Raw genomic sequence first — 21,003 nt, 5'->3', positions numbered from 1 at the left:
ATCACGCGTAACGTGATCCTCCGCTTACGGGTGCCGGGTATGGGATTCGAACCCACACGTCCTCGCGGACAGAGGTGTTTGAGACCTCCGCGTCAACCAGTTGCGCCAACCCGGCTCGGTGACCCCGGAGGAGTCTACCGGGTCACCGATGAGAAGCGCAGCTAGGTAGGCTCTTGTCAGCAGTACCTCCGCCCTGAACGAGGAGCCCCCGTGACCCCCGAGTCGCCCCAGCCCGTAGACGCGCCCGACGACGACAAGTCGCACGTGCCTCCGCTGACGACCCGAGTCGTCATCGCCGAGGACGAGGCCCTGATCCGGCTCGACCTCAAAGAGATGCTGGAGGAGGAGGGGTACACCGTCGTCGGCGAGGCCGGTGACGGCGAGCAGGCCGTGGAGCTCGCCCGTGAGCACCAGCCGGACCTGGTCATCCTCGATGTGAAGATGCCCAAGCTGGACGGCATCTCGGCGGCGGAGAAGATCGCCGAGGAGTCCATCGCACCGGTCCTCATGCTCACCGCCTTCTCACAGCGCGACCTGGTCGAGCGGGCCCGTGACGCCGGCGCCATGGCCTATCTGGTGAAGCCGTTCAGCAAGAGCGATGTCGTGCCGGCCATCGAGATGGCCGTCTCCCGCTTCACCGAGCTGAAGCAGCTGGAGCAGGAGGTCGCCGACCTCACCCAGCGGCTGGAGACCCGCAAGCTCGTCGACCGGGCGAAGTCGATCCTCCAGACCGAGTACGGGCTGACCGAGCCGGCCGCCTTCCGGTGGATCCAGAAGACCTCCATGGACCGCCGCATGTCCATGCAGCAGGTGGCCGAGGCCGTCATCGCGGACAGCGAGGAGAAGAAGGCAGGCAAGGGCTGAACAGCCCGGACATACGACACTGCCCGGGACGTACTACACCACCCGGGACATACGCCGAGGCCCGCGCCCGGAGAAGGGGCGCGGGCCTCGGCGTGTACGCGATCAGTCCTCGCCGAGGTAGGCCTTGCGCACGGACTCGTCGTGCAGCAGGTCCTGGCCGGTGCCCGACAGGACGATGTTGCCGACCTCCATGACGTGGCCCTGGTCGGCCAGCGACAGGGCGGCCTGGGCGTTCTGCTCGACCAGCAGAATCGTTGTGCCCTGGGACTTCAGCTCCGAGATGGTCGCCATGATCTTCTGCATCATGATCGGGGAGAGCCCCATGGACGGCTCGTCGAGCATCAGCAGCTTCGGCTGGGACATCAGGGCCCGGCCCATCGCCAGCATCTGCTGCTCACCGCCCGAGAGGGTGCCGGCGGCCTGCTTCCTGCGCTCCCCGAGGATGGGGAACAGGTCGTAGGCGCGCTGGATGTCCTTCTCGATGCCCTCCTTGTCCTTGCGCAGGAATGCGCCGAGCTGGAGGTTCTCCGCGATCGTCAGGCGCGGGAAGATGTGCCGGCCCTCGGGGGAGTGGGCCAGTCCGAGCGCGACGATCTTGTGCGCCGGGACGCTGGTGAGCGGCTTCCCGTCGAAGACGATCCTGCCCGACGTGGGCTTGAGCAGACCCGACAGGGTGCGCAGGGTCGTCGTCTTGCCGGCGCCGTTGGTGCCGATGAGGGTGACGACCTGGCCGGCCTCGACGCTGAACGAGATGCCCTTGACGGCCTCGATCTTGCCGTAGGCGACCCTGAGGTCCTCGACCTCCAGCAGTGCGGTCACTGGGCCTCTCCCTTGGTGGTGCCGGTGGTGCTCTCCGCCTCGTCGGCGAACTCGTCGGCGGCGGCCTCCTCGGCCTCGGCGGCGGCCTCGGCGGCCTCGACCTCGGCGGCCTCCGCCTGGCCGGGTTCACCCTCGAAGGGCTCGCCCAGATAGGCGGCGACGACGCGCTCGTCGGCCTGTACGACGTCCGAGGTGCCCTCGACGAGCTTCTCGCCCTGGACGAGCACGGCGACGCGGTCGCACAGGTTGAAGATGAAGCGCATGTCGTGCTCGATGACGAGGACGGCGATGCCCTTGTCCCGGATGGCGAAGACCAGTTCCTCGGTGGTCCGGGTCTCCTGCGGGTTCATGCCGGCCGTCGGCTCGTCGAGCAGCAGCAGACCGGGCTCGCTCGCCAGTGCCCGGGCGATCTCCAGCTTGCGCTGCTCGCCGTAGGGCAGGTTGCGCGCGAGGTGGTCGCGCTTGGCGGCGAGGCCGACGAACTCCAGGAGTTCCATGGCCTTCGCCTCGGACTCCTTCTCGGCCTTGCGGAAGCCGGGGCCGCGCAGCAGCGCGGACCACAGGCCTTCCTTGGTCCGCGTGTGGCGGCCCACGAGGACGTTCTCCAGGACGGTCATGTTGGCGAAGAGCCGGATGTTCTGGAACGTGCGGGCGATGCCCGCCTGCGTCACCAGGTGCGGCTTGGGCGGCAGGACCTTGCCCTGGTACGCGACCGTGCCCTCGGTGGGGATGTACAGACCGGTCAGGCAGTTGAAGAAGGTGGTCTTGCCGGCGCCGTTCGGGCCGATGAGGCCGACGATCTCGCCGCTGTTGACCGTGAAGTCGACGGACCGGACGGCGGTGAGACCGCCGAAGCGCATCGTGACGTCACGGGCTTCGAGTACAGGTGTCGTCATGGTTCCTTACGCCCCTGCCTTGGTGACGGCCGGATCGTCGGCCGGCGCCTTCTGCGCCGGCAGGTCGACCTGGTCGGCCTCATGGAACTCCAGCTGGCGGCGGCGGTTGGCGATGATGCCCTCCGGCCGGAAGCGCATCAGCAGGACCAGCGCGATACCGAAGGCGAACAGCTCGTAGTTCTGCAGGAACTGGAGCTTCTCCGGGACCAGGTAGAGCACGCTCGCGCCGAGCAGCGGGCCGCTGACGGTGCCCATACCGCCGAGGACGACGGCGGCCAGCAGGAAGGCCGAGTTGGGCGGGGCGGCGCCGGCGAACTGGTACGGCTGCGGGTTCACGCTGAAGTTGACGTGTGCCATCACGGTGCCGGCGAGACCCGCGAGGGAGGCGCCGAGGGCGAAGGCGATCAGCTTGACGCGGAAGCCGTTGATGCCCATGGCGGTGGCGGCGGTCTCGTCCTCGCGGATGGCGATCCAGGAGCGGCCGATGCGGGAGTCGGCGGCGCGGGTGAAGACGAGCACGACGATCGCCGTGACGATGAGCATCAGGAACAGGTAGTTGGCGAACCGGCCCAGGGTGAACCCGCCGATGTCGTGCGCCTCGCCCAGGTTGAACCCGAGGATGTTCAGGTCCGGGATCTGGGTGATGCCGTTGGGGCCGCGGGTGATGTTCGGTCCGGAGTCGCCGTCGAGGTTGTTGACGGTGATACGGAAGATCTCACCGAAGCCGAGCGTGACGATGGCCAGGTAGTCGCCGCGCAGCCGCAGGGTCGGAGCGCCGATCAGCACACCGAAGACCAGCGAGGCGGCCATGCCGGTGAGGGCGGCGGCCCAGAACGGGAAGTGCACACCGGCGAACCGGGAGTACTCCGAGCCGGAGACCAGGGCGGCCGCGTAGGCGCCGACGCCGAGGAAGGCGACGTAACCGAGGTCGAGCAGACCGGTGAGGCCGACGACGATGTTCAGGCCGAGCGCGACGGTGGCGAAGATCAGGATGTTCACACCGACGTTGGCGTTGTGGTCGTCGCTCTGGGTGAAGGGGAAGATCACGGCGGCGGCGAAGGCGAGCGTCGAGGCGAACCCCTTGTGCTGGTTCGAGATCGTCGCGAAGCGGTCGACGAGACCGGTGTGGATCAGACCCCAGGCGGCGAAGACGAGGAGCAGCAGGAAGCCGATGAAGGTCTCGCTCGCGTCGTTGTCGATGCCGATGCCGTACGTGAAGGTCACCAGGGCGATCGCGATGCCCGCCGTGGTGATGCCGCGCTCGGCGAGCGGGGACAGCCGGCCGGCGCGGGGCTGCTGCGGCTTGCTGAGGTAGCCGCGGAAGCCGGTGCCCGGAGCCGGGTGGGGCAGAGCGAGGGCGCCGAGGACGGACAGCGCGGAGGCCGCCATCGCCACGAAGGCGCCGGGGTCGAGGTTGACCAGGCCGCCGAGGTCGACGGCGATGGCGATGCCGGTGAACCAGCAGACCGCGAACGCCGACATGGCCGTCAGCAGGACGGGGGAGGTGGCGTTGGCCGGGTTCAGCCAGCGCAGCCCCTTCACGTCCCACAGGGTGAGCCCGAACAGCAGGGTGAGGGCGCCGCCCACGAGGGCGAGGATCTGCAGGCCCGCCGGGTAGCCGTAGACGGTCAGGTCACCGGGGAACTCGGACGTCCAGGTCCAGCTGAGGAAGGTGCTGGCGATGGTGCCCACGGCACCGACGACGATGAGCAGCCGGGCGAGGGCGGCGGGCAGCGGGACGGGCCCGCGTCCGGCCGTGGCCGTCGCGGCCTTGGTGGTGATGTCGGTCATGCTGCTCACGCCCTGTCCGCGACGCGTTCGCCGAGCAGGCCTTGTGGCCTGAAGAGGAGTACGAGGATGAGGAGGACGAAGGCCCACACGGCCGCCCAGCCGCCGCCACCGAGCTGCTGCATGCCGGGTATGTCGGCGATGTAGGCGGTGGCCATGGCCTCGGCGATGCCGAGGACGATACCGCCGAGCATGGCGCCGTAGATGTTGCCGATGCCGCCGAGGACGGCCGCGGTGAACGCCTTCAGACCGGCGATGAAGCCCATGTCGTAGGAGACGGAACCGTACTTGAGCCCGTACGACAGACCGGCGACGGCCGCGAAGAAGCCGCCGATGGCGAAGGCGATGACGATGATCCGGTTGGTGTCGATCCCCATCAGCTGGGCGGTGTCCGGGTCCTGGGCGGTGGCCTGCATGGCGCGGCCGGTGCGGGAGAGCCGGACGAAGAAGGCCAGGACGGCCATGCACAGCGGGGCGGCGATGATCAGGAAGACGTCACCGCTCTGCACGGTGACGGAGCCGATGTGCAGCGGCCCGAAGGGCAACTGGGGGAAGACGCGGGCGGACTTGGCGTCGCCGTCGACGTTGTACCAGTTGAAGACCGCCTGCTGCAGGGCGAGCGACAGACCGATCGCGGTGATCAGCGGGGCGAGGCGTGGCGCGCCGCGCAGCGGACGGTAGGCGAAGCGCTCGGCGCCGACGGCGATGAGCACGGAGACCAGCGCGCCGCCGAGGAGCATCGCCGGCAGGGCAATCCACATGGATGTGCCGTCCGGCAGGACTAGGTAGACCGTGAGGGCTCCGAAGCCTCCGGTCATGAAGATCTCGCCGTGGGCGAAGTTGATGAGCTGGACGATGCCGTACACCATCGTGTAACCGATGGCGATCAGCCCGTACATCGAGCCGAGGAACAGCCCGTTGGCCAGCTGCTGCGGCAGGGTGTTCACCGCATGGCCTCCATGTGGTGGGGAGAGTCAAGGTGGGCGTAGAAGGCGGGCCGCGCGGTGACGGTGGTCTGTGCCGCGCGGCCCTGGTGGTGCGGAGTGTCCGGCTGGGTTACTTCGGGTTGGCGACGCCGCTCTTGACGGACTTCCACTCGCCCTTGGTGACCTGGTAGACGGTCAGCTGCTTGTTGGTGGTGTCACCGAACTCGTCGAAGGCGATCTTGCCGGAGATGCCGTCGAAGGAGGTCTTCTGGACGGCGTCGACGATCTGGGTGCGGGCGTCGTCCGGAACCTTGCCGTCCTTCACGACCTGGGCGACGGCCTTGATGATCGCGGTGGTGGCGTCGTAGGCGTAGGAGCCGTAGGTGCCGTAGTCACCGGGGTACTTCTTGGCCTTGTAGGTGTTCACGAACGTCTTGGCCGCGGGCAGGGTGTCGACCGGGACACCGATCGACGTCACCAGGTCGCCCTCGGCCGACTTGCCGGCGGTCTTGATGTAGGTCGGGGTGAACATGCCGTCGCCGCCGAACAGCGGGATCTTGGCGCCCGCGTCCTTGAGCTGCTTGGTCAGCACCTCGGACTCGTCGTACTGGCCGCCGTAGTAGAGCAGGTCGGCACCCGAGTTCTTGATCTTGGTGGCCAGGGTGGAGAAGTCACGGTCCCCGGTGTTGACGTGGTCGGTGCCGACGACCTTGCCGCCCTGCTTGGCGAACTGCTCCTTGAAGATCTTGGCCAGACCGGCGCCGTAGGTCTGCTTGTCGTCGACGACGAAGGCCTTCTTCTTGTGGATGCCGTTGTAGGCGTAGTCCGCCGCGTAGGCACCCTGCAGGGCGTCGGTGGTCGCGGTGCGGAAGTACGTCTTGAACGGGCGGGACTTGTCGGTCTGCCAGTTCTTGCCCTGGGTCAGCTCAGGGGCGGTGTTGGACGGGGAGATCTGCACCATGTTGGCCGTGGCGAAGACCTGCTGCATCTGCGTGGCCACACCGGAGTTGAGCGGGCCGACGACGCCGAGCACGCTCTTGTCCGAGACGAGCTGGGTGGCGTTCTGCTGGCCGGTGGCCGGGATCGCCTTGTCGTCCAGCGCCTTGATCTTGAAGGTGACGCCGGGGACGGTCTTGTTCTTGTTGGCGTCGTCGACGGCGATCTGCGCGCCGTACTGGATGCCCAGGCCGGTCGCGGAGTTCGCGCCGGTCAGGGGGGCGTCGACGCCGATCGTGACCGTCACGTTGCCGCTGTCGCCGCCCTTGCTGTCCCCGCCACGGGAGCCACAAGCGGTGAGGGCCAGAGCTCCGGTGGTCAGCACGGAGGTAAGAATCACCAGAGAACGCTGTCGCACAATCGATCCTTTCCGCGGGCATGTCCGCTCCCTCATGGGAAACGACGGATGCCACGCCGATACCGAACTCCCGATGGAGCGGTGACTGGCCGTGACTCTAAGCGTGGGTATGGAACGTGGAGGAGGGCTTGACCAAGGCTGTGACGCTCTTGTTATGACACGAGGTAATGCAGAGCGGTACTGCGTGGGAGGGAAAGCAGGATTTCAGTCCGTTTTGCCCTGTCCGCATTCTGAGAATCCGCAGGATGCGACGTGATCTGTTCAGGCGTCTCAGGGGTTTTGGTGATTACGCCGAACTATTGCTGCAGGCAACCTGAGGGGTCTTGGGCAGCTGCAGTGGGTACGGGCACCCGAGGCTGAAACTCCGGACTCGTATTCCATGCGTATTACGCAGAGTTACTTCCGGGAAAGGCGCCCCGGCGTCCTTCGCAACCTTTCCGCATTCGGTCGTGCGCATGGTTGTCGTGATCTTGCGGACATGAGACGCCTTCGTCCTGAAGGGCGCGGGGCGCGGCGGCCCGCGAGAGCCCGGCGTACGGCCGGGGCACCCGGGTCGGCGGAGGCGATTGCCTGATGGCCGGTCAATTCGCATGCGGCGCGGGCATCTTGGCGCCGCTGTGCGGCTACGTGGTGCCTCTTGCTGGCCGTTGACGGTGGGACATCGGGGGCGACGCCGACACCGAGCGGAGGGCTCGGACTCGTCGCACCCCGATGTCAGGGCGCCGCAGGCGGCGCCGGTCCGGTTTCGGGGCCGGGGTCAGCCCTGGGGGGTCTGGGCGTGGGCCTCGTCGCCCGCCTTCACGTCCCGCAGCAGACAGGTCAGCCGGGCGGTGCACACCCGGCGCTCCTGCTCGTCGCTGATCACGATCTCGTACGTCGTCGTCGACCGCCCCCGGTGCACGGGCGTGGCGACCCCGGTGACCAGCCCGGAGCGCACCCCGCGGTGATGCGTGCAGTTGAGGTCCACACCGACCGCGATCTTGGAGCTGCCGCCGTGCAGCATCGCGCCCACCGAGCCCAGGGTCTCCGCCAGTACGGCGGACGCGCCGCCGTGCAGCAGCCCGTACGGCTGGGTGTTCCCCTCCACCGGCATGGTGGCGACGACCCGCTCCGCCGACGCCTCGACGATCTGCACGCCCATCCGCGTCCCGAGGTGCCCCGCGGAGAACAGCGCCGGCAGGTCGACCCCGAGCGCGGCGTACTCGTCGATGACCTCCTGCGGGAACTTCACCTGCTGCTGCTCACCCATGGGACCCGGCTCCGTTCGTCGTGATCAGCGGATCTGATCAGTCGCTCCAGTTGACTGAGCAAACGCTCAGTCGGTCGCCGATTGTTCCAGACGCACCACCACGGACTTGCTGGCCGGGGTGTTGCTGGTGTCCGCGGTGGCGTCCAGCGGCACCAGCACATTGGTCTCCGGGTAGTACGCCGCCGCACATCCGCGTGCCGTCGGGTAGTGCACGACCCGGAAGCCGGGCGCCCGCCGCTCCACGCCGTCCTGCCACTCGCTCACCAGGTCCACGTACGACCCGTCCGCGACCTCGAGCTCCCGCGCGTCCTCGGGGTTCACCAGCACCACCCGGCGGCCGTTGCGGATGCCCCGGTAGCGGTCGTCGAGACCGTAGATCGTGGTGTTGTACTGGTCGTGCGAGCGCAGCGTCTGGAGCAGCAGCCGGCCCTCGGGCAGCCTGGGGAACTCGACCGCCGCCGCCGTGAAGTTCGCCTTGCCGGTGGCCGTCGGGAAACGCCGCTCGTCGCGCGGGGCGTGCGGCAGCGCGAAGCCGCCGGGGCGAGCGACGCGCGCGTTGAAGTCCTGGAAGCCGGGGACCACCCGCGCGATGCGGTCACGGATCGCCGCGTAGTCCTTCTCGAACTCCTCCCACGGCACCACGCTGGCCTCGCCGAGCACCCGGCGCGCGAGGCGGCAGACGATGGCCGGCTCGGACAGCAGCCGGGGACCGGCCGGCTCCAGGCGGCCGCGCGAGGCGTGCACCATGCCCATGGAGTCCTCGACGGTCACGAACTGCTCGCCGGAGCCCTGCACGTCCCGCTCGGTGCGGCCGAGGGTGGGCAGGATCAGCGCACGCGCGCCCGTGACCACGTGCGAGCGGTTCAGCTTGGTCGACACGTGCACGGTCAGCCGCGCGCGCCGCATGGCCGCCTCGGTGACCTCCGTGTCGGGGGACGCGGAGACGAAGTTGCCGCCCATCGCGAAGAACATCTTCGCCTCGCCGTCGCGCAGCGCGCGGATGGCCCGTACGACGTCGAAGCCGTGCTCGCGCGGCGGCGCGAAGCCGAACTCCTTCTCCAGGGCGTCCAGGAAGGCCGGGGCGGGCCGCTCGAAGATGCCCATGGTGCGGTCGCCCTGCACGTTCGAGTGGCCGCGCACCGGGCACACGCCCGCGCCCGGGCGGCCGATGTTGCCGCGCAGCAGAAGGAAGTTGACGACCTCGCGGATGGTCGGCACCGAGTGCTTGTGCTGGGTCAGGCCCATGGCCCAGCAGACGATGGTGCGCCGCGAGGCGAGCACCATCCGCAGCGCCTCGTCGATCTCCGCGCGTGTGAGTCCGGTCGCCGCGAGCGTCTCGTCCCAGTCGGCGGCGCGGGCGGCCTCGGCGAACTCCTCGTATCCGTGCGTGTGTTCGCGCACGAAGTCCTCGTCGACCGCGCCGTCCGTCTCCAGGATCAGCTTGTTGAGGAGGCGGAAGAGGGCCTGGTCGCCGCCGATGCGAATCTGCAGGAAGAGATCGGTCAGCGCGGCGCCCTTGATCATGCCCTGCGGGGTCTGCGGGTTCTTGAAGCGCTCCAGGCCCGCCTCGGGCAGCGGGTTGACGCTGATGATCTTCGCGCCGTTGGCCTTGGCCTTCTCCAGGGCGGCGAGCATGCGCGGGTGGTTGGTGCCGGGGTTCTGCCCCGCGACGACGATCAGGTCCGCCTTGTAGAGGTCGTCCAGCAGGACGCTGCCCTTGCCGATGCCGATCGTCTCGTTCAGCGCCGAGCCGGACGACTCGTGGCACATGTTCGAGCAGTCCGGCAGGTTGTTCGTGCCCAGCTCGCGCGCGAACAGCTGATAGAGGAAGGCGGCCTCGTTGCTCGTACGCCCCGAGGTGTAGAAGACGGCCTCGTCGGGCGAGGCGAGGCCGGCGATCTCCTCGGCGACGATGTCGAAGGCGCGCTCCCAGGAGACCGGCTCGTAGCGTTCGCCCCCTTCGGGGAGATACATGGGGTGGGTGAGGCGGCCTTGCTGGCCCAGCCAGTAGCCGCTGCGGGTCGCCAGATCCGCCACGGTGTGCGCGGCGAAGAACTCCGGGGTGACCCGGCGCAGCGTGGCCTCCTCGGCCACCGCCTTCGCGCCGTTCTCGCAGAACTCCGCCCGGTGCCGGTGGTCGGGCTCCGGCCAGGCGCAGCCCGGACAGTCGAAGCCGTTCTTCTGGTTGACGCTCAGCAGCGTCAGCATGGTGCGCTTCACGCCCATCTGCTGCTGGGCCATGCGCAGCGTGTGCCCGATCGCCGGGAGGCCGGCCGCCGCGTGCTGCGGCTCGGCGACCCGCGGCGCGTCCTGAACCGGGTCACCCTGGGGTGGCTTCGTCGCCATGGCTGCGCTCTCCTTCACCGGCACACGTGGACTACGTCTGCGATCCTCGCACGCACCTCCGACAGCCGAGGCGGCCGGGGTTTCGCGGAGGACACGGGCCATGGTTGCGTATGAAGCAATAGTTGCGGAAGGGGCAACGACAACAGGTGCGGGCGCCGCCCGGCCGCCGGGGGCACGCACGGGTGAGGTCCGGCTGTCAGTGGCACATGGCAGGATCGGGGGCGTGGCAGAGACAGCATCGAAGAAGACCGACAGCACCCCCGGTGGCGACCGCCCGCGGCTGATGCTCATGGACGGGCACTCCCTGGCCTACCGCGCGTTCTTCGCGCTGCCCGCGGAGAACTTCACGACCGCGACGGGCCAGCCGACGAACGCGATCTACGGCTTCGCGTCGATGCTGGCCAACACGCTGCGCGACGAGGCGCCCACGCACTTCGCGGTGGCCTTCGACGTCTCCCGCAAGACGTGGCGCTCGGAGGAGTTCACCGAGTACAAGGCCAACCGCTCCAAGACCCCGGACGAGTTCAAGGGCCAGGTCGAGCTGATCGGGGAGCTCCTGGACGCGATGCACGCCGAGCGCTTCGCCGTCGAGGGGTACGAGGCGGACGACGTCATCGCCACGCTCGCCACCCAGGCCGAGGCCGAGGGCTTCGAGGTGCTGATCGTCACCGGCGACCGCGACTCCTTCCAGCTGGTCACCGAGCACACGACGGTGCTGTACCCGACGAAGGGCGTCTCGGAGCTCACCCGGTTCACCCCGGAGAAGGTTTTCGAGAAGTACGGCTTGACGCCCGCCCAGTACCCCGACTTCGCGGCGCTGCGCGGCGACCCGTCCGACAACCTCCCGGGTATTCCCGGCGTCGGCGAGAAGACCGCCGCGAAGTGGATCAACCAGTTCGGCTCCTTCGCCGAACTGGTGGAGCGCGTCGAGGAGGTCAAGGGCAAGGCCGGGCAGAACCTCCGCGACCACCTGGAGGCGGTCAAGCTCAACCGCCGGCTCACCGAGCTGGAGCGCGCGGTGGAGCTGCCCAAGGCGGTCACCGACCTGGGGCGGGCCCCGTACGACCGCAAGACGGTCGCGATGGTCCTGGACACCCTGGAGATCAGGAACCCCTCCCTGCGCGAGCGCCTCTTCGCCGTCGACCCCGGCGCCGAGGAGGCCGAGACCACCCCTGTCGCCACCGAGGGCGTCGAACTGGACGGCACCGTGCTCGGCACCGGCGAGCTGGCCCCGTGGCTCGCCGGGCACGCCATGCAGAGCCTCGGCGTCGCCACGGTCGACGCCTGGGCGCTGGGCACCGGCTCGGTCACCGAGATCGCGCTCGCCGCGGCCGACGGCGCGGCCGCCTGGTTCGACCCGTCCGAGCTGGACGAGGCCGACGAGAACGCGTTCGCCGGGTGGCTGGCCGACGCGGCGAAGCCCAAGGTCTTCCACAACGCCAAGGGCGCCATGCGGGTCCTCGCCGAGCACGGCTGGAGCGTCGCGGGCGTCACCATGGACACCGCGCTCGCCGCCTACCTGGTCAAGCCGGGCCGTCGCTCCTTCGACCTGGACGCGCTGTCCCTGGAGTACCTGCACCGCGAGCTGGCCCCCGCCGCCGCGGCCGACGGCCAGCTGGCGTTCGGCGTGGACGACGGCGCCGAGGCCGAGGCCCTGATGATCCAGGCCCGCGCGATCCTCGACCTGGGCGAGGCCTTCGAGGGCAAGCTCCAGGAGGTCGGCGCGGCGGACCTGCTGCGCGACATGGAGCTGCCCACCTCCGCCCTGCTCGCCCGGATGGAGCGGCACGGCATCGCGGCCGACCGGGCTCACCTGGAGGCCATGGAGCAGACCTTCGCGGGCGCGGTGCAGCAGGCCGTGAAGGAGGCGCACGCCGCGGCCGGGCACGAGTTCAACCTGGGGTCGCCCAAGCAGCTCCAGGAGGTCCTCTTCGGCGAGCTGGCCCTGCCCAGGACCAAGAAGACGAAGACCGGCTACACCACCGACGCCGATGCCCTGGCCTGGCTCGCCGGCCAGACCGACAACGAACTGCCGGTCATCATGCTCCGCCACCGCGAGCAGGCGAAGCTGCGCGTCACGGTCGAGGGCCTGATCAAGACCGTCGCCGCCGACGGCCGTATCCACACCACCTTCAACCAGACGGTGGCGGCGACCGGCCGGCTGTCCTCCACCGACCCCAACCTGCAGAACATCCCGGTCCGCACCGACGAGGGCCGGGCGATCCGGCGCGGCTTCGTGGTCGGCGAGGGCTTCGAGTCCCTCATGACCGCGGACTACAGCCAGATCGAACTGCGGGTGATGGCCCATCTCTCCGAGGACGAGGGCCTGATCGAGGCGTTCACCTCAGGGGAGGACCTGCACAACACGGTCGCCTCCCAGGTCTTCTCGGTCGAACGCTCCGCCGTCGACGCGGAGATGCGCCGCAAGATCAAGGCGATGTCCTACGGCCTGGCGTACGGTCTGTCGGCCTTCGGCCTGTCCCAGCAGCTGAACATCGAGGCGGGCGAGGCCCGCGCCCTGATGGACACGTACTTCGAGCGGTTCGGCGGTGTACGGGACTATCTGCGGCGGGCGGTCGACGAGGCCCGGGCGACCGGCTACACGGCGACGCTCTTCGGGCGCCGGCGCTACCTCCCCGACCTCAACAGCGACAACCGCCAGCGGCGCGAGGCGGCGGAGCGGATGGCCCTCAACGCGCCGATCCAGGGCACGGCGGCGGACATCGTCAAGATCGCCATGCTCCACGTCGACCGGGCCCTGCGCGAGGCGGACCTCAAGTCCCGCATGCTCCTCCAGGTCCACGACGAAATCGTCCTGGAGATCGCCCCCGGCGAACGCGCGGCCACGGAGAAGATCGTCCGCCGCGAAATGGCGGCCGCGGTCCACCTGAGAGCACCCCTGGACGTGTCGGTGGGCGTGGGCCCGGACTGGGAGTCCGCGGCGCACTAGCCTGCGGCGGCTCGGGCTCCGGCCCAGGCTCAGTCTCCAGCTGCGGGTCCGGCTTCGGGTCCGGGTCCGGCTCGGTCTCCAGATCCAGCTCCGGCTCTGGATCCGGGCCCGGCTCTGGATCCGGGTCCGGCTCTGGATCCAGCTCCGGCTTCGGGTCCGGCTCGGGCTCGGTCTCCAGATCCAGCTCCGGCTCCGGCATCGGGTCCGGCTCTGGATCCGGGTCCGGCTCTGGATCCAGCTCCGGCTTCGGGTCCGGCTCGGGCTCGGTCTCCAGATCCAGCTCCGGCTCCGGCATCGGGTCCGGCTCTGGATCCGGGTCCGGCTCTGGATCCAGCTCCGGCTTCGGGTCCGGGTCCGGCTCGGGCTCGGTCTCCAGCTCCGGCTTCGGCTCTGGATCCGGGTCCGGCTCTGGATCCAGCTCCGGCTTCGGGTCCGGCTCGGGCTCGGGCTCGGTCTCCAGCTCCGGCTTCGGATCCAGCTCCGGGTCCGGCCTCGGGCCTCGGGCCTTGGCTCAGTCTCCAGCTCCGGGCCCGGGTCCGGCTCCGGATCCAGCTCAGGCTCCGGCTCGGCGGAGGGGGCGTCCACCTCGGGGACGCCCCCTCCGCGCCCGCACCGGCGCCCGCACCCGCACCCCGCACCACCCCGGCCCAGGCCCCGCAGGGCCCGTCACTCACGTGGCCCCCGTCAATGCGCCCCCCGCCCTCCCGGCGGTGAGGATGCGGGCATGGGTATACGCATGCTCCACCGCCGGACGGCCCTGGCACGGACCACGGCACAGGCGGACGCCGTCGCGCCCCCGTCCATGCCGCCCTCGCGGATTCCGGCCTTCGCGGCCGACGCAAGCACCGCCCGCATCCACACCGACCTGAGGACAGCGGTGCGCAGCACCGCGGCAGCCCTCGGACACCGGCTCACCACCAGGGCCTCCAGGGCGGACCGGGCACTGGCCTGGCGCCAGTGGGCCGACCTCGGCCGCGGCTACCTCGCGCTGCTTCTCACCCTGCTCCCGAGGCCACGCCCGGCCCGCAGGATCACCGTCTTCGTCGCGCCCCTCACCGAGCGACCGGACGGCTCGGCTCGGCACGCTCCCCGCCGGGAACGGCGGCAACCGGGACCGGACGCCACACCCTGACCCCGGCGGCGTACACCAGCAGCCCCAGCACCAGCCCGGCGCCCGCCCCGAAGCACACCGTCGGCACCACGTCCCAGGGCTTGGCCGAGCCCCCGCCGCGGTACTCCCACCATCCCGCCACACGCTGCGCCGCCCCGGCCACGGCGCAGCCGCCGATCACGACCCCGGCCCAGCACCGGTCCCGTACCGACAACAGCGGCACCCCCACCGGCTCACCCGAGGGCGCCCGCCGTACCGCATACGTCAGGAACGCCGCGATCACGACCGCGGCCAACGCCGAGCCGCCGTACTGCAGGTACCAGTACAGCGGTGAGCCCGCCAACTCCCGGCCGAGGACCGGGAACAGCCGCATCCCCCACCGGTCGAGATGCGTGAACGCGTCCCACACGACGTGCGTCAGCGCGCCGAGCGCCGCGGAGGCGTACCACCACGCCACCGAAGCGGGCCGCACGCGCGCGCGTGGCGCCCCGCAGCGCAGCAGCGCCGCCACCCGCCCCTGCCGGGCCCGTGGCGCCAGCGCCACCAGCGGCTCCCGCACCAGCAGCCACAGCCCCACCAGCGCCCAGGCGATGAGCACGTCGACGCTGAAGACACCGGCGAACGAGTGCGTGACGTCCCCGAACTCCATCGCGCCCGACAGGACACTGGCCGCGTAATAGGTCATGTCGGGAGCAAAGGAGCCCGCGACGAGCACCGCGGGCACGAGCCGCCCCCGGCCTGATCCGTCCCCGCGCACCGCGGGCAGGACCGCGGCCGCATGGCTGAGAGTGAACGGCAACGAATCCCCCTGGAGCGGTTGTCGGCCGGCCTCCGACCGGTGATCACATCCGTCAAGTATGGGTGACGGCAACCCACGACAGGGCCACATGGCCAGTGGGTGAAATCCGGCCATCACCGGGGGTCTGGGCAAAGGGGGTTGTCGTAGGGTCACCTGCGTCGCGGTACGGGGGAGCAGGCGCGAAAGCGCCACCGAACCGCATCGCGCGCATCGAATGGCGCTACAGGGCAACCAGATCACGGGGTCATCCGTCACAACAGGGCGAGCGGTCAGACAGAGACGGGCGCTCGGGCGTCCACGGGAGGGGTTCACGCCATGACGGCGCATTTCGGCAGGGGGCTGTACAAGGGGGCGGCGACGACCGCCGTGGCCGCGGCAGCGGTCGCGGCCCTCTCCGGGTCCCAGGCCCCGGGTGTCACGTCCGACGACGACGGCAGACAGTCCGCCACCGGTGCCACCAGCCCGGCGCCCGAGGCGGGGGCCGACGGCACGGCCAACGCCACCGGCAACTCGCCGTACTACACGGACCTTCCGCCGCTCAGCAGTCCGAACCCCAGCCCGTCGTCGACCGCGGGCACCCCCGTCGCCCAGGGGGACGCCGAGTCGGGCATCCCCGCGACCGTCCTCGACGCCTACAAGAAGGCCGCGGCGGAGCTGCGGGGCTCGAAGCCGGGCTGCAACCTGCCCTGGCAACTCCTCGCCGCCATCGGCAAGGTCGAGTCGGGCCAGGCCCGCGGCGGCCGTATCGACGCGAACGGCACCACCCTCGGTCGGATCCTCGGCCCGGAGCTCGACGGCAACGGCTTCGCGCTCATCAAGGACACCGACAACGGCCGGTACGACGGCAACAGCGAGTACGACCAGGCCGTCGGCCCCATGCAGTTCATCCCGTCGACCTGGGCCTGGGCGGGCCGCGACGGCAACGACGACGGCGTCAAGGACCCCAACAACGTCTACGACGCGGCGCTCGCGGCCGGCCACTACCTGTGCCGCAACGGCTGGGACCTGTCCGCCCAGGCGGACATGAGCCGCGCGATCCTCAGCTACAACAACTCGCAGGACTACCTCAACACGGTCCTGTCGTGGTTCGAGTACTACCGCAAGGGCAGCCACTCCGTCCCCGACGGCACCGGCAGCCTGCCCTCGGGGCGCAGCGACGACCACCCCCGGCAGAACTCGAAGCCGGCCGAGGAGACGCCCAGCCCCGGCAGGCCGAGCCATGACACGAGCCCGAGTCCGAGTCCGAACCCTTCCAAGCCGTCGCAGACGCCGCCGACCCCCACCGAGACGGTGGACCACCTGGAGGACGCGGGCACCGCCAAGCTCACCGCGATGGCTGGGCATGCGTTCACCAAGAAGATCAGCACGCGTGCCGAGACCAAGGCCGGCAAGGCCGTCGGCAAGGTCAGGATCCGGTTCTCCATAGTCGGGGACACGGACACCACCTTCACCGGCGGCGAGAGCGTCGCCACGGTCGTCAGCGACAGCAAGGGCGTGGCCGTCGCACCCGCGCTCCAGGCGGGTGAGAAGACCGGCGACTTCACCGTCCGTGCCACCATCGTGGGCCGCTCGGTCAGCGCCCCCGACTACCGGGCCACGGTCACCCCGCATGCCGCCGACGCCCTCGCCCGTACCAGCGACACCGCGCTGACCTGCACTCCGGGTGGCGAGTTCGCCGACCGGGTCGAGGTGAAGGCGACGTACAAGGGCGCCGTCGCGGACAAGGTCGCGGCCACCGCGACCCTCATCAAGTCGGCGGACGACGCGACCGAGAACGACAAGGGCCCCTACTTCAAGGACGCCGACGGCAAGGCCGTACGCACCCTCACGGACCTCAAGACGGACGCGAACGGCCAGATCGAGCTGCCGAAGCTGTACGCGGACGATGCCACCGGCACCTTCCTGCTCCGCATCACCACCACCGGTGGCGCCACGCTGACCGTCGAACTGACGGTCGCCGCGGCCGACCCTTCGCCCAGCCCTTCGCCCAGCACCTCCACGAGCCCGTCCGCCAGTCCTTCGGCGTAGCCCGGCCCGCTCCACAGGGCGCCCCTCCGCTCCGGCGGAGGGGCGCCCTCGTCTGTGTGCGCAACGTGTTCTCATCTCGCCCGGCCATTGCTACGGTGCCGAACCTGACGACCTGTCAGGAACCGTCCGCCAGGAGGCCCCGCATGCGCGCCCTGATCGCCGCCGCGACCGGTCTCGCCCTCGCGCTCGCCCTGGTCCTCACGATCACCGGCATGGGGGCGCCCACGGGAGGGACATCCCCGAAGCCACTGCTCACGACGGTGCCCGCACACCCGTAACCGCCCCGTCCGGGAGGGAGGCCGAGATGCGCCGCAAGACCAGCCTGATCCTGCTCGCCCTCGCCGTGTTCTTCGCGGCGCTGTCCCCATTGCTGCGCTGGTACGCCTTCCCGCGCCTGGCCAAGATCCCGGCGAACCAGTACCAGGACATGGTCCTTGAGGCGAAGGACGCCACGCTCCTCGACTACGGCACGATGAGGGCGAAGAAGGTCCCGAAGGTCACCATCGTGCAGACCCTCAGGGGCAACGTGGCGGCCTCCGACCGGATCGAGAGGACGGCGGGCAAGGACGTGGTCGTCTGGGACGGCCTGTCCTATGTCCAGGGCCCCGACGGCAAGATGGTCTCCCGGATCCCCGAGCGCTACATCTTCGACGCGCACTCCCAGGAACCCGTCCACGCCACCGGCGAGACGGTCGACGGCGACCCGGTCAAACGGGAGGGCATCGAGTTCAAGTGGCCCTTCCTCACCGAGAAACGGGACTACGAGTACTTCGACGCGCAGACCCGCACCACCAACCCCATCCACTACAAGGGGACCCGGACCTTCCGTGGGGTGCACGTCTACTACTTCGAGCAGACCATTCCCTGGACCAAGGTGCCCTTCCCGAAGACCATGCCCGTGCGGGGCATCACCCCGGAGTCGGTTGCCAAGACGGGCACCACCCGCTGGTACACCACGGTCCGCAGGTTCTGGGTCGAGCCCGTGACCGGCGCCCCCGTCTACGGCGAGGAGATCCACAAGGAGGAATTGCGCGGCGGCACCCTGCTCGGCGGCCGTGATCGGGTGACGGCGTTCGCCGGTCACGTGAAGATGCGCGAGGACTACATCGAGCACACCGTGGCCCTGGTCGAGCACAACCGCACCGTCGTCCTGCTGCTCACGTCCTACCTGCCCTGGGGCTTCCTGGGCCTCGGCCTGGCGCTCCTGTCGCTCTCCCTGTACCTGGAGGCGCGCGGCCGCCGCCCGGCGGACCCGGCACCGGCACAGGCCGCGGAACCGGAGCCGGTCAGCGCCTGAACCGGGCGTTGGTGTGCCGGGTGGGCTCGGCGGTGGCCGGGTCCTCCGGCCACGGATGCTTCGGGTACCGGCCGCGCAGTTCGGCCCGTACGCCCTTGTAGCCGTCCCTCCAGAAGGAGGCGAGGTCGGCGGTGACGGCGGCGGGCCGCCCGGCGGGGGAGAGGAGATGCACGAGCAGCGGCACCCCGGCCACCCGCGGCGACTCGTGCAGCCCGAACATCTCCTGCAGTTTCACGGCCAGGACGGGCTGCTCGGGGTTCGCGTAGTCGATCCGGATTCTGGACCCACTGGGTACGGCCATCCGCTCGGGGGCGAGTTCGTCGAGCCGGGCGGCGTCCCCGCCGGCCCACGGCAGCAGCCGTCCGAGCGCCTCCCTGGCATCGATCCGCGCGAGGTCGGCCCGCTGCCGTGCCCGTCCCAGCTCGGGTTCCAGCCATTCGTCCACGCGCGCGTGGAGGGCACCGTCCGACACGTCCGGCCACGGTTCGCCGAGATGCAGCCGCAGAAAGGCCAGCCGCTGCCGCAGTGCCTCCGCCTCCGCCGACCACCGCAGCAGCCCGAACCTCTCCTGCCGCAGCCCTTCCAGAAGCGCGTCGCGTACGAGGGCGGGGTCGGCGTCCTTCAGCGGCCGCACCGCCAGCTCGACCGCCCCCAGCCGCTCCACCCTGCGTGCGACCACGTCCTCGTCGGCCCAGTGGACCTCGTCCCGCGCCGCCAGCATTGAACCGGCCGCGAGCCGGGCGACGTCCTCGTCGACGACGGCCCCGAGCTGCACGCGCGCGTGTCCCCTGCCGACGGGCCGGTCGGCGACGGCGACGGCGATCCAGGGCGCTCCGCGCAGGAACGAGCCGTCGGTGACCTCGGCCCGGGTCCCGGACACCATGAGGTACGAGCCGCCGTCGAGCCTGGCGATCCGCTCGGGAAAGGCGAACGCGGCGACGAGCCCGGCGATCTGTTGATCGCCGGTTCCTGTGCCGGCCTGGGCGTCCACTTGCAACTGAGGGAGACGGGTGGGCGGGTGGGAAACCCCTCCGAGACCACGGCCCGCAGCCGCCGGACTTCAGCGGCCCACCGCTTGGCGTAGGCGTCACCACCGCGCCGCGCGACACGCAAGGCCGACGCCAGGTCGTCCCCGTACTCCGGCGGAGCCTCTTCGCTGAGCAGCGCGACAATCTCGGCACCCGCGCCGTAGGCGGACGTGTCCAGCAACGCCCTCCCCAGCCGGGGGTGCAACCCCAGCCGCGCGAGCCGAACCCCCCGCTCCGTGGCCCGCCCGGCGGAGTCGACCGCCCCCACGGCCGTCAGCGCGGAGCGCGCCGCCGCCATCGCCCCGCCCGGCGGCGGATCCAGCAGCGCCAGCCCGGAGGCGTCCGGATCGCCCCAGCAGGCCGTCTGAAGGGCGAACGCCGTCAGGTCGGCCACCTTGATCTCCGGCGAAGGAAAACGGGGCAGACGGGCATCCTCGGCCTCCGCCCAGCACCGGTACACCGCACCCGGCGCCTCACGCCCGGCCCGCCCCGCGCGCTGCCGCCCCGCCGCCTGCGAGGCCCGTACCGTCGTCAGCGCGCTCAGCCCGCGCGCGTGATCGACACGCGGTTCCCGTGCCAGCCCGGAGTCCACCACCACCCGCACCCCGGGCACTGTCAGGGAGGACTCCGCCACCGACGTGGCCAGCACCACCCGGCGCCGCTCACCGGGCGCCAGCACGGCGTCCTGCACCGCCGCCGGCGCCCGCCCGTGCACCTGGAGTACCTCGATGCCGCCCAGGTCCCCCAACTGCCCGGCCACCCGCGCGATCTCGCCCACGCCGGGCAGGAAACACAGCACGTCCCCCGGCCGCTCGGCCAGCGCCCGCCGCACCACCGACGCCACGTGGGCCAGCAGTGCGGGGTCGACGCGCATTCCGTGCGGCGGCCGCACCGGGCGCACCGGCGGCGCCCACACCACCTCCACGGGGTGCGACACGCCCGCGGCCTCGACCACCGGCGCCCCGCCCAGCAGCCGCGCCCACCCCTGCGCGTCGGTGGTCGCCGACGCGGCCACCAGCCGCAGCTCCGGCCGCAGGGTCTCCCGTACGTCCCACAGGAACGCCGCCACGGTGTCCGCGTCCAGATGCCGCTCGTGGCACTCGTCGAGCACGACCACGTCGACACCCGTCAGCTCCTGGTCCCGCTGGAGGCGCTGGAGCAGCACACCGGTCGTGACGACCTCCACGCGCGCGTGGCGGCCCACGACGCGCTCCCCGCGCACGGTGTAGCCGACGCTTTCCCCGACCTTCTCGCCCAGCAGCCACGCCATCCGCCGCGCGGCCGCCCGCGCCGCGATCCTGCGCGGCTCGGCCACGACCACACGCCGGGCCGGCCCCGTGCCCAGCAGCCCGGCCAGCGCCAGTGGCACCAGCGTCGTCTTGCCGGTGCCGGGCGGCGCGACCAGGACGGCGGTGCCGTGTCCCTCCAGGGCGTCGTCCAGGGCGGGCAGGGCACCACGTACGGGCAGAACGTCCAGGGCGTCGTAACGGATCACGCCCCTAGTGTCGTACGGCCCCCGGAACCGCCCTCACGCGCGCGTGCCCGGCG

14 protein-coding genes, 1 tRNA gene and 1 pseudogene are annotated in these 21,003 nt (G+C 70.7%); 6 read left to right on the top strand and 10 right to left on the bottom strand.

What is annotated here, in order from left to right; translation table 11 throughout:
- Positions 1–31: 31 nt before the first annotated feature.
- Positions 32–115: transfer RNA gene (locus N8I87_RS10350), tRNA-Leu, on the bottom strand.
- A gap of 95 nt (positions 116–210) precedes the next feature.
- Between N8I87_RS10350 and N8I87_RS10345 the strand changes: the two genes are divergently transcribed.
- On the top strand, positions 211–864 hold the full coding sequence (locus N8I87_RS10345) for an ANTAR domain-containing response regulator (protein ID WP_263207593.1): 654 nt from the start codon (positions 211–213) through the stop codon (positions 862–864).
- A gap of 102 nt (positions 865–966) precedes the next feature.
- Here the strand turns inward: N8I87_RS10345 and N8I87_RS10340 are convergent, their stop codons facing one another.
- The 7 genes from N8I87_RS10340 to N8I87_RS10310 form a co-directional block, all read right to left on the bottom strand.
- Positions 967–1,683, bottom strand: a complete 717-nt coding sequence (locus N8I87_RS10340; protein WP_263207591.1) for an ABC transporter ATP-binding protein — start codon at positions 1,681–1,683, stop codon at positions 967–969.
- Positions 1,680–2,579 (bottom strand): ABC transporter ATP-binding protein, encoded by a 900-nt coding sequence (locus tag N8I87_RS10335; RefSeq protein WP_263207590.1) that lies wholly within the window; start codon positions 2,577–2,579, stop codon positions 1,680–1,682. Before N8I87_RS10335 ends, N8I87_RS10340 begins: the two co-directional genes overlap by 4 nt.
- Positions 2,580–2,585: 6 nt before the next feature.
- Positions 2,586–4,370, bottom strand: coding sequence for a branched-chain amino acid ABC transporter permease (locus N8I87_RS10330; protein WP_263216375.1), 1,785 nt, complete (start codon positions 4,368–4,370; stop codon positions 2,586–2,588).
- A gap of 5 nt (positions 4,371–4,375) precedes the next feature.
- Positions 4,376–5,314 (bottom strand): branched-chain amino acid ABC transporter permease, encoded by a 939-nt coding sequence (locus N8I87_RS10325; protein WP_263207588.1) that lies wholly within the window; start codon positions 5,312–5,314, stop codon positions 4,376–4,378.
- Between the two features lie 109 nt (positions 5,315–5,423).
- Entirely contained in the window at positions 5,424–6,683 is a 1,260-nt protein-coding gene (locus tag N8I87_RS10320; protein ID WP_263207586.1) for a branched-chain amino acid ABC transporter substrate-binding protein, read from the bottom strand.
- A gap of 721 nt (positions 6,684–7,404) precedes the next feature.
- The gene (locus N8I87_RS10315) at positions 7,405–7,896 is read right to left on the bottom strand and encodes a hotdog fold thioesterase (RefSeq protein WP_263207584.1); all 492 of its coding nucleotides are present in this window, start codon (positions 7,894–7,896) and stop codon (positions 7,405–7,407) included.
- A gap of 66 nt (positions 7,897–7,962) precedes the next feature.
- Complete coding sequence (locus N8I87_RS10310) at positions 7,963–10,242, bottom strand: FdhF/YdeP family oxidoreductase (protein ID WP_263207582.1); 2,280 nt, start codon at positions 10,240–10,242, stop codon at positions 7,963–7,965.
- A 223-nt stretch (positions 10,243–10,465) separates the two neighbouring features.
- Between N8I87_RS10310 and polA the strand changes: the two genes are divergently transcribed.
- Positions 10,466–13,192: a DNA polymerase I gene (gene polA / locus N8I87_RS10305; protein WP_263207581.1), complete on the top strand. Its 2,727-nt coding sequence runs from the start codon at positions 10,466–10,468 to the stop codon at positions 13,190–13,192.
- 724 nt (positions 13,193–13,916) lie between these two features.
- Positions 13,917–14,324, top strand: coding sequence for a hypothetical protein (locus N8I87_RS10300; protein ID WP_263207579.1), 408 nt, complete (start codon positions 13,917–13,919; stop codon positions 14,322–14,324).
- Here the strand turns inward: N8I87_RS10300 and N8I87_RS10295 are convergent.
- Positions 14,245–15,102, bottom strand: a complete 858-nt coding sequence (locus N8I87_RS10295; protein ID WP_263207578.1) for a DUF4184 family protein — start codon at positions 15,100–15,102, stop codon at positions 14,245–14,247. The two genes, N8I87_RS10300 and N8I87_RS10295, sit on opposite strands and share 80 nt — an antisense overlap.
- A 315-nt stretch (positions 15,103–15,417) precedes the next feature.
- Between N8I87_RS10295 and N8I87_RS10290 the strand changes: the two genes are divergently transcribed.
- The 3 genes from N8I87_RS10290 (at position 15,418) to pgfA (ending at position 18,427) form a co-directional block, all read left to right on the top strand.
- A complete protein-coding gene (locus N8I87_RS10290) occupies positions 15,418–17,130 on the top strand; it encodes a lytic transglycosylase domain-containing protein (RefSeq protein WP_263207576.1) in 1,713 nt (570 codons plus the stop codon).
- A gap of 143 nt (positions 17,131–17,273) precedes the next feature.
- Positions 17,274–17,408: an SPW_0924 family protein gene (locus tag N8I87_RS10285; RefSeq protein WP_263207574.1), complete on the top strand. Its 135-nt coding sequence runs from the start codon at positions 17,274–17,276 to the stop codon at positions 17,406–17,408.
- 26 nt (positions 17,409–17,434) lie between these two features.
- Positions 17,435–18,427, top strand: a complete 993-nt coding sequence (pgfA, locus tag N8I87_RS10280) for a cell envelope lipid trafficking protein PgfA (protein ID WP_263207572.1) — start codon at positions 17,435–17,437, stop codon at positions 18,425–18,427.
- Here the strand turns inward: pgfA and hrpB are convergent.
- Positions 18,417–20,950 (bottom strand): annotated as a pseudogene (hrpB, locus tag N8I87_RS10275) (ATP-dependent helicase HrpB). The gene pgfA and the pseudogene hrpB overlap by 11 nt on opposite strands.
- Positions 20,951–21,003: the final 53 nt, after the last annotated feature.

The organism is Streptomyces sp. HUAS 15-9 (assembly GCF_025642155.1).
In the GTDB taxonomy this organism is placed as follows: domain Bacteria; phylum Actinomycetota; class Actinomycetes; order Streptomycetales; family Streptomycetaceae; genus Streptomyces.
This window is presented reverse-complemented; position numbering and strand designations above follow the sequence as displayed.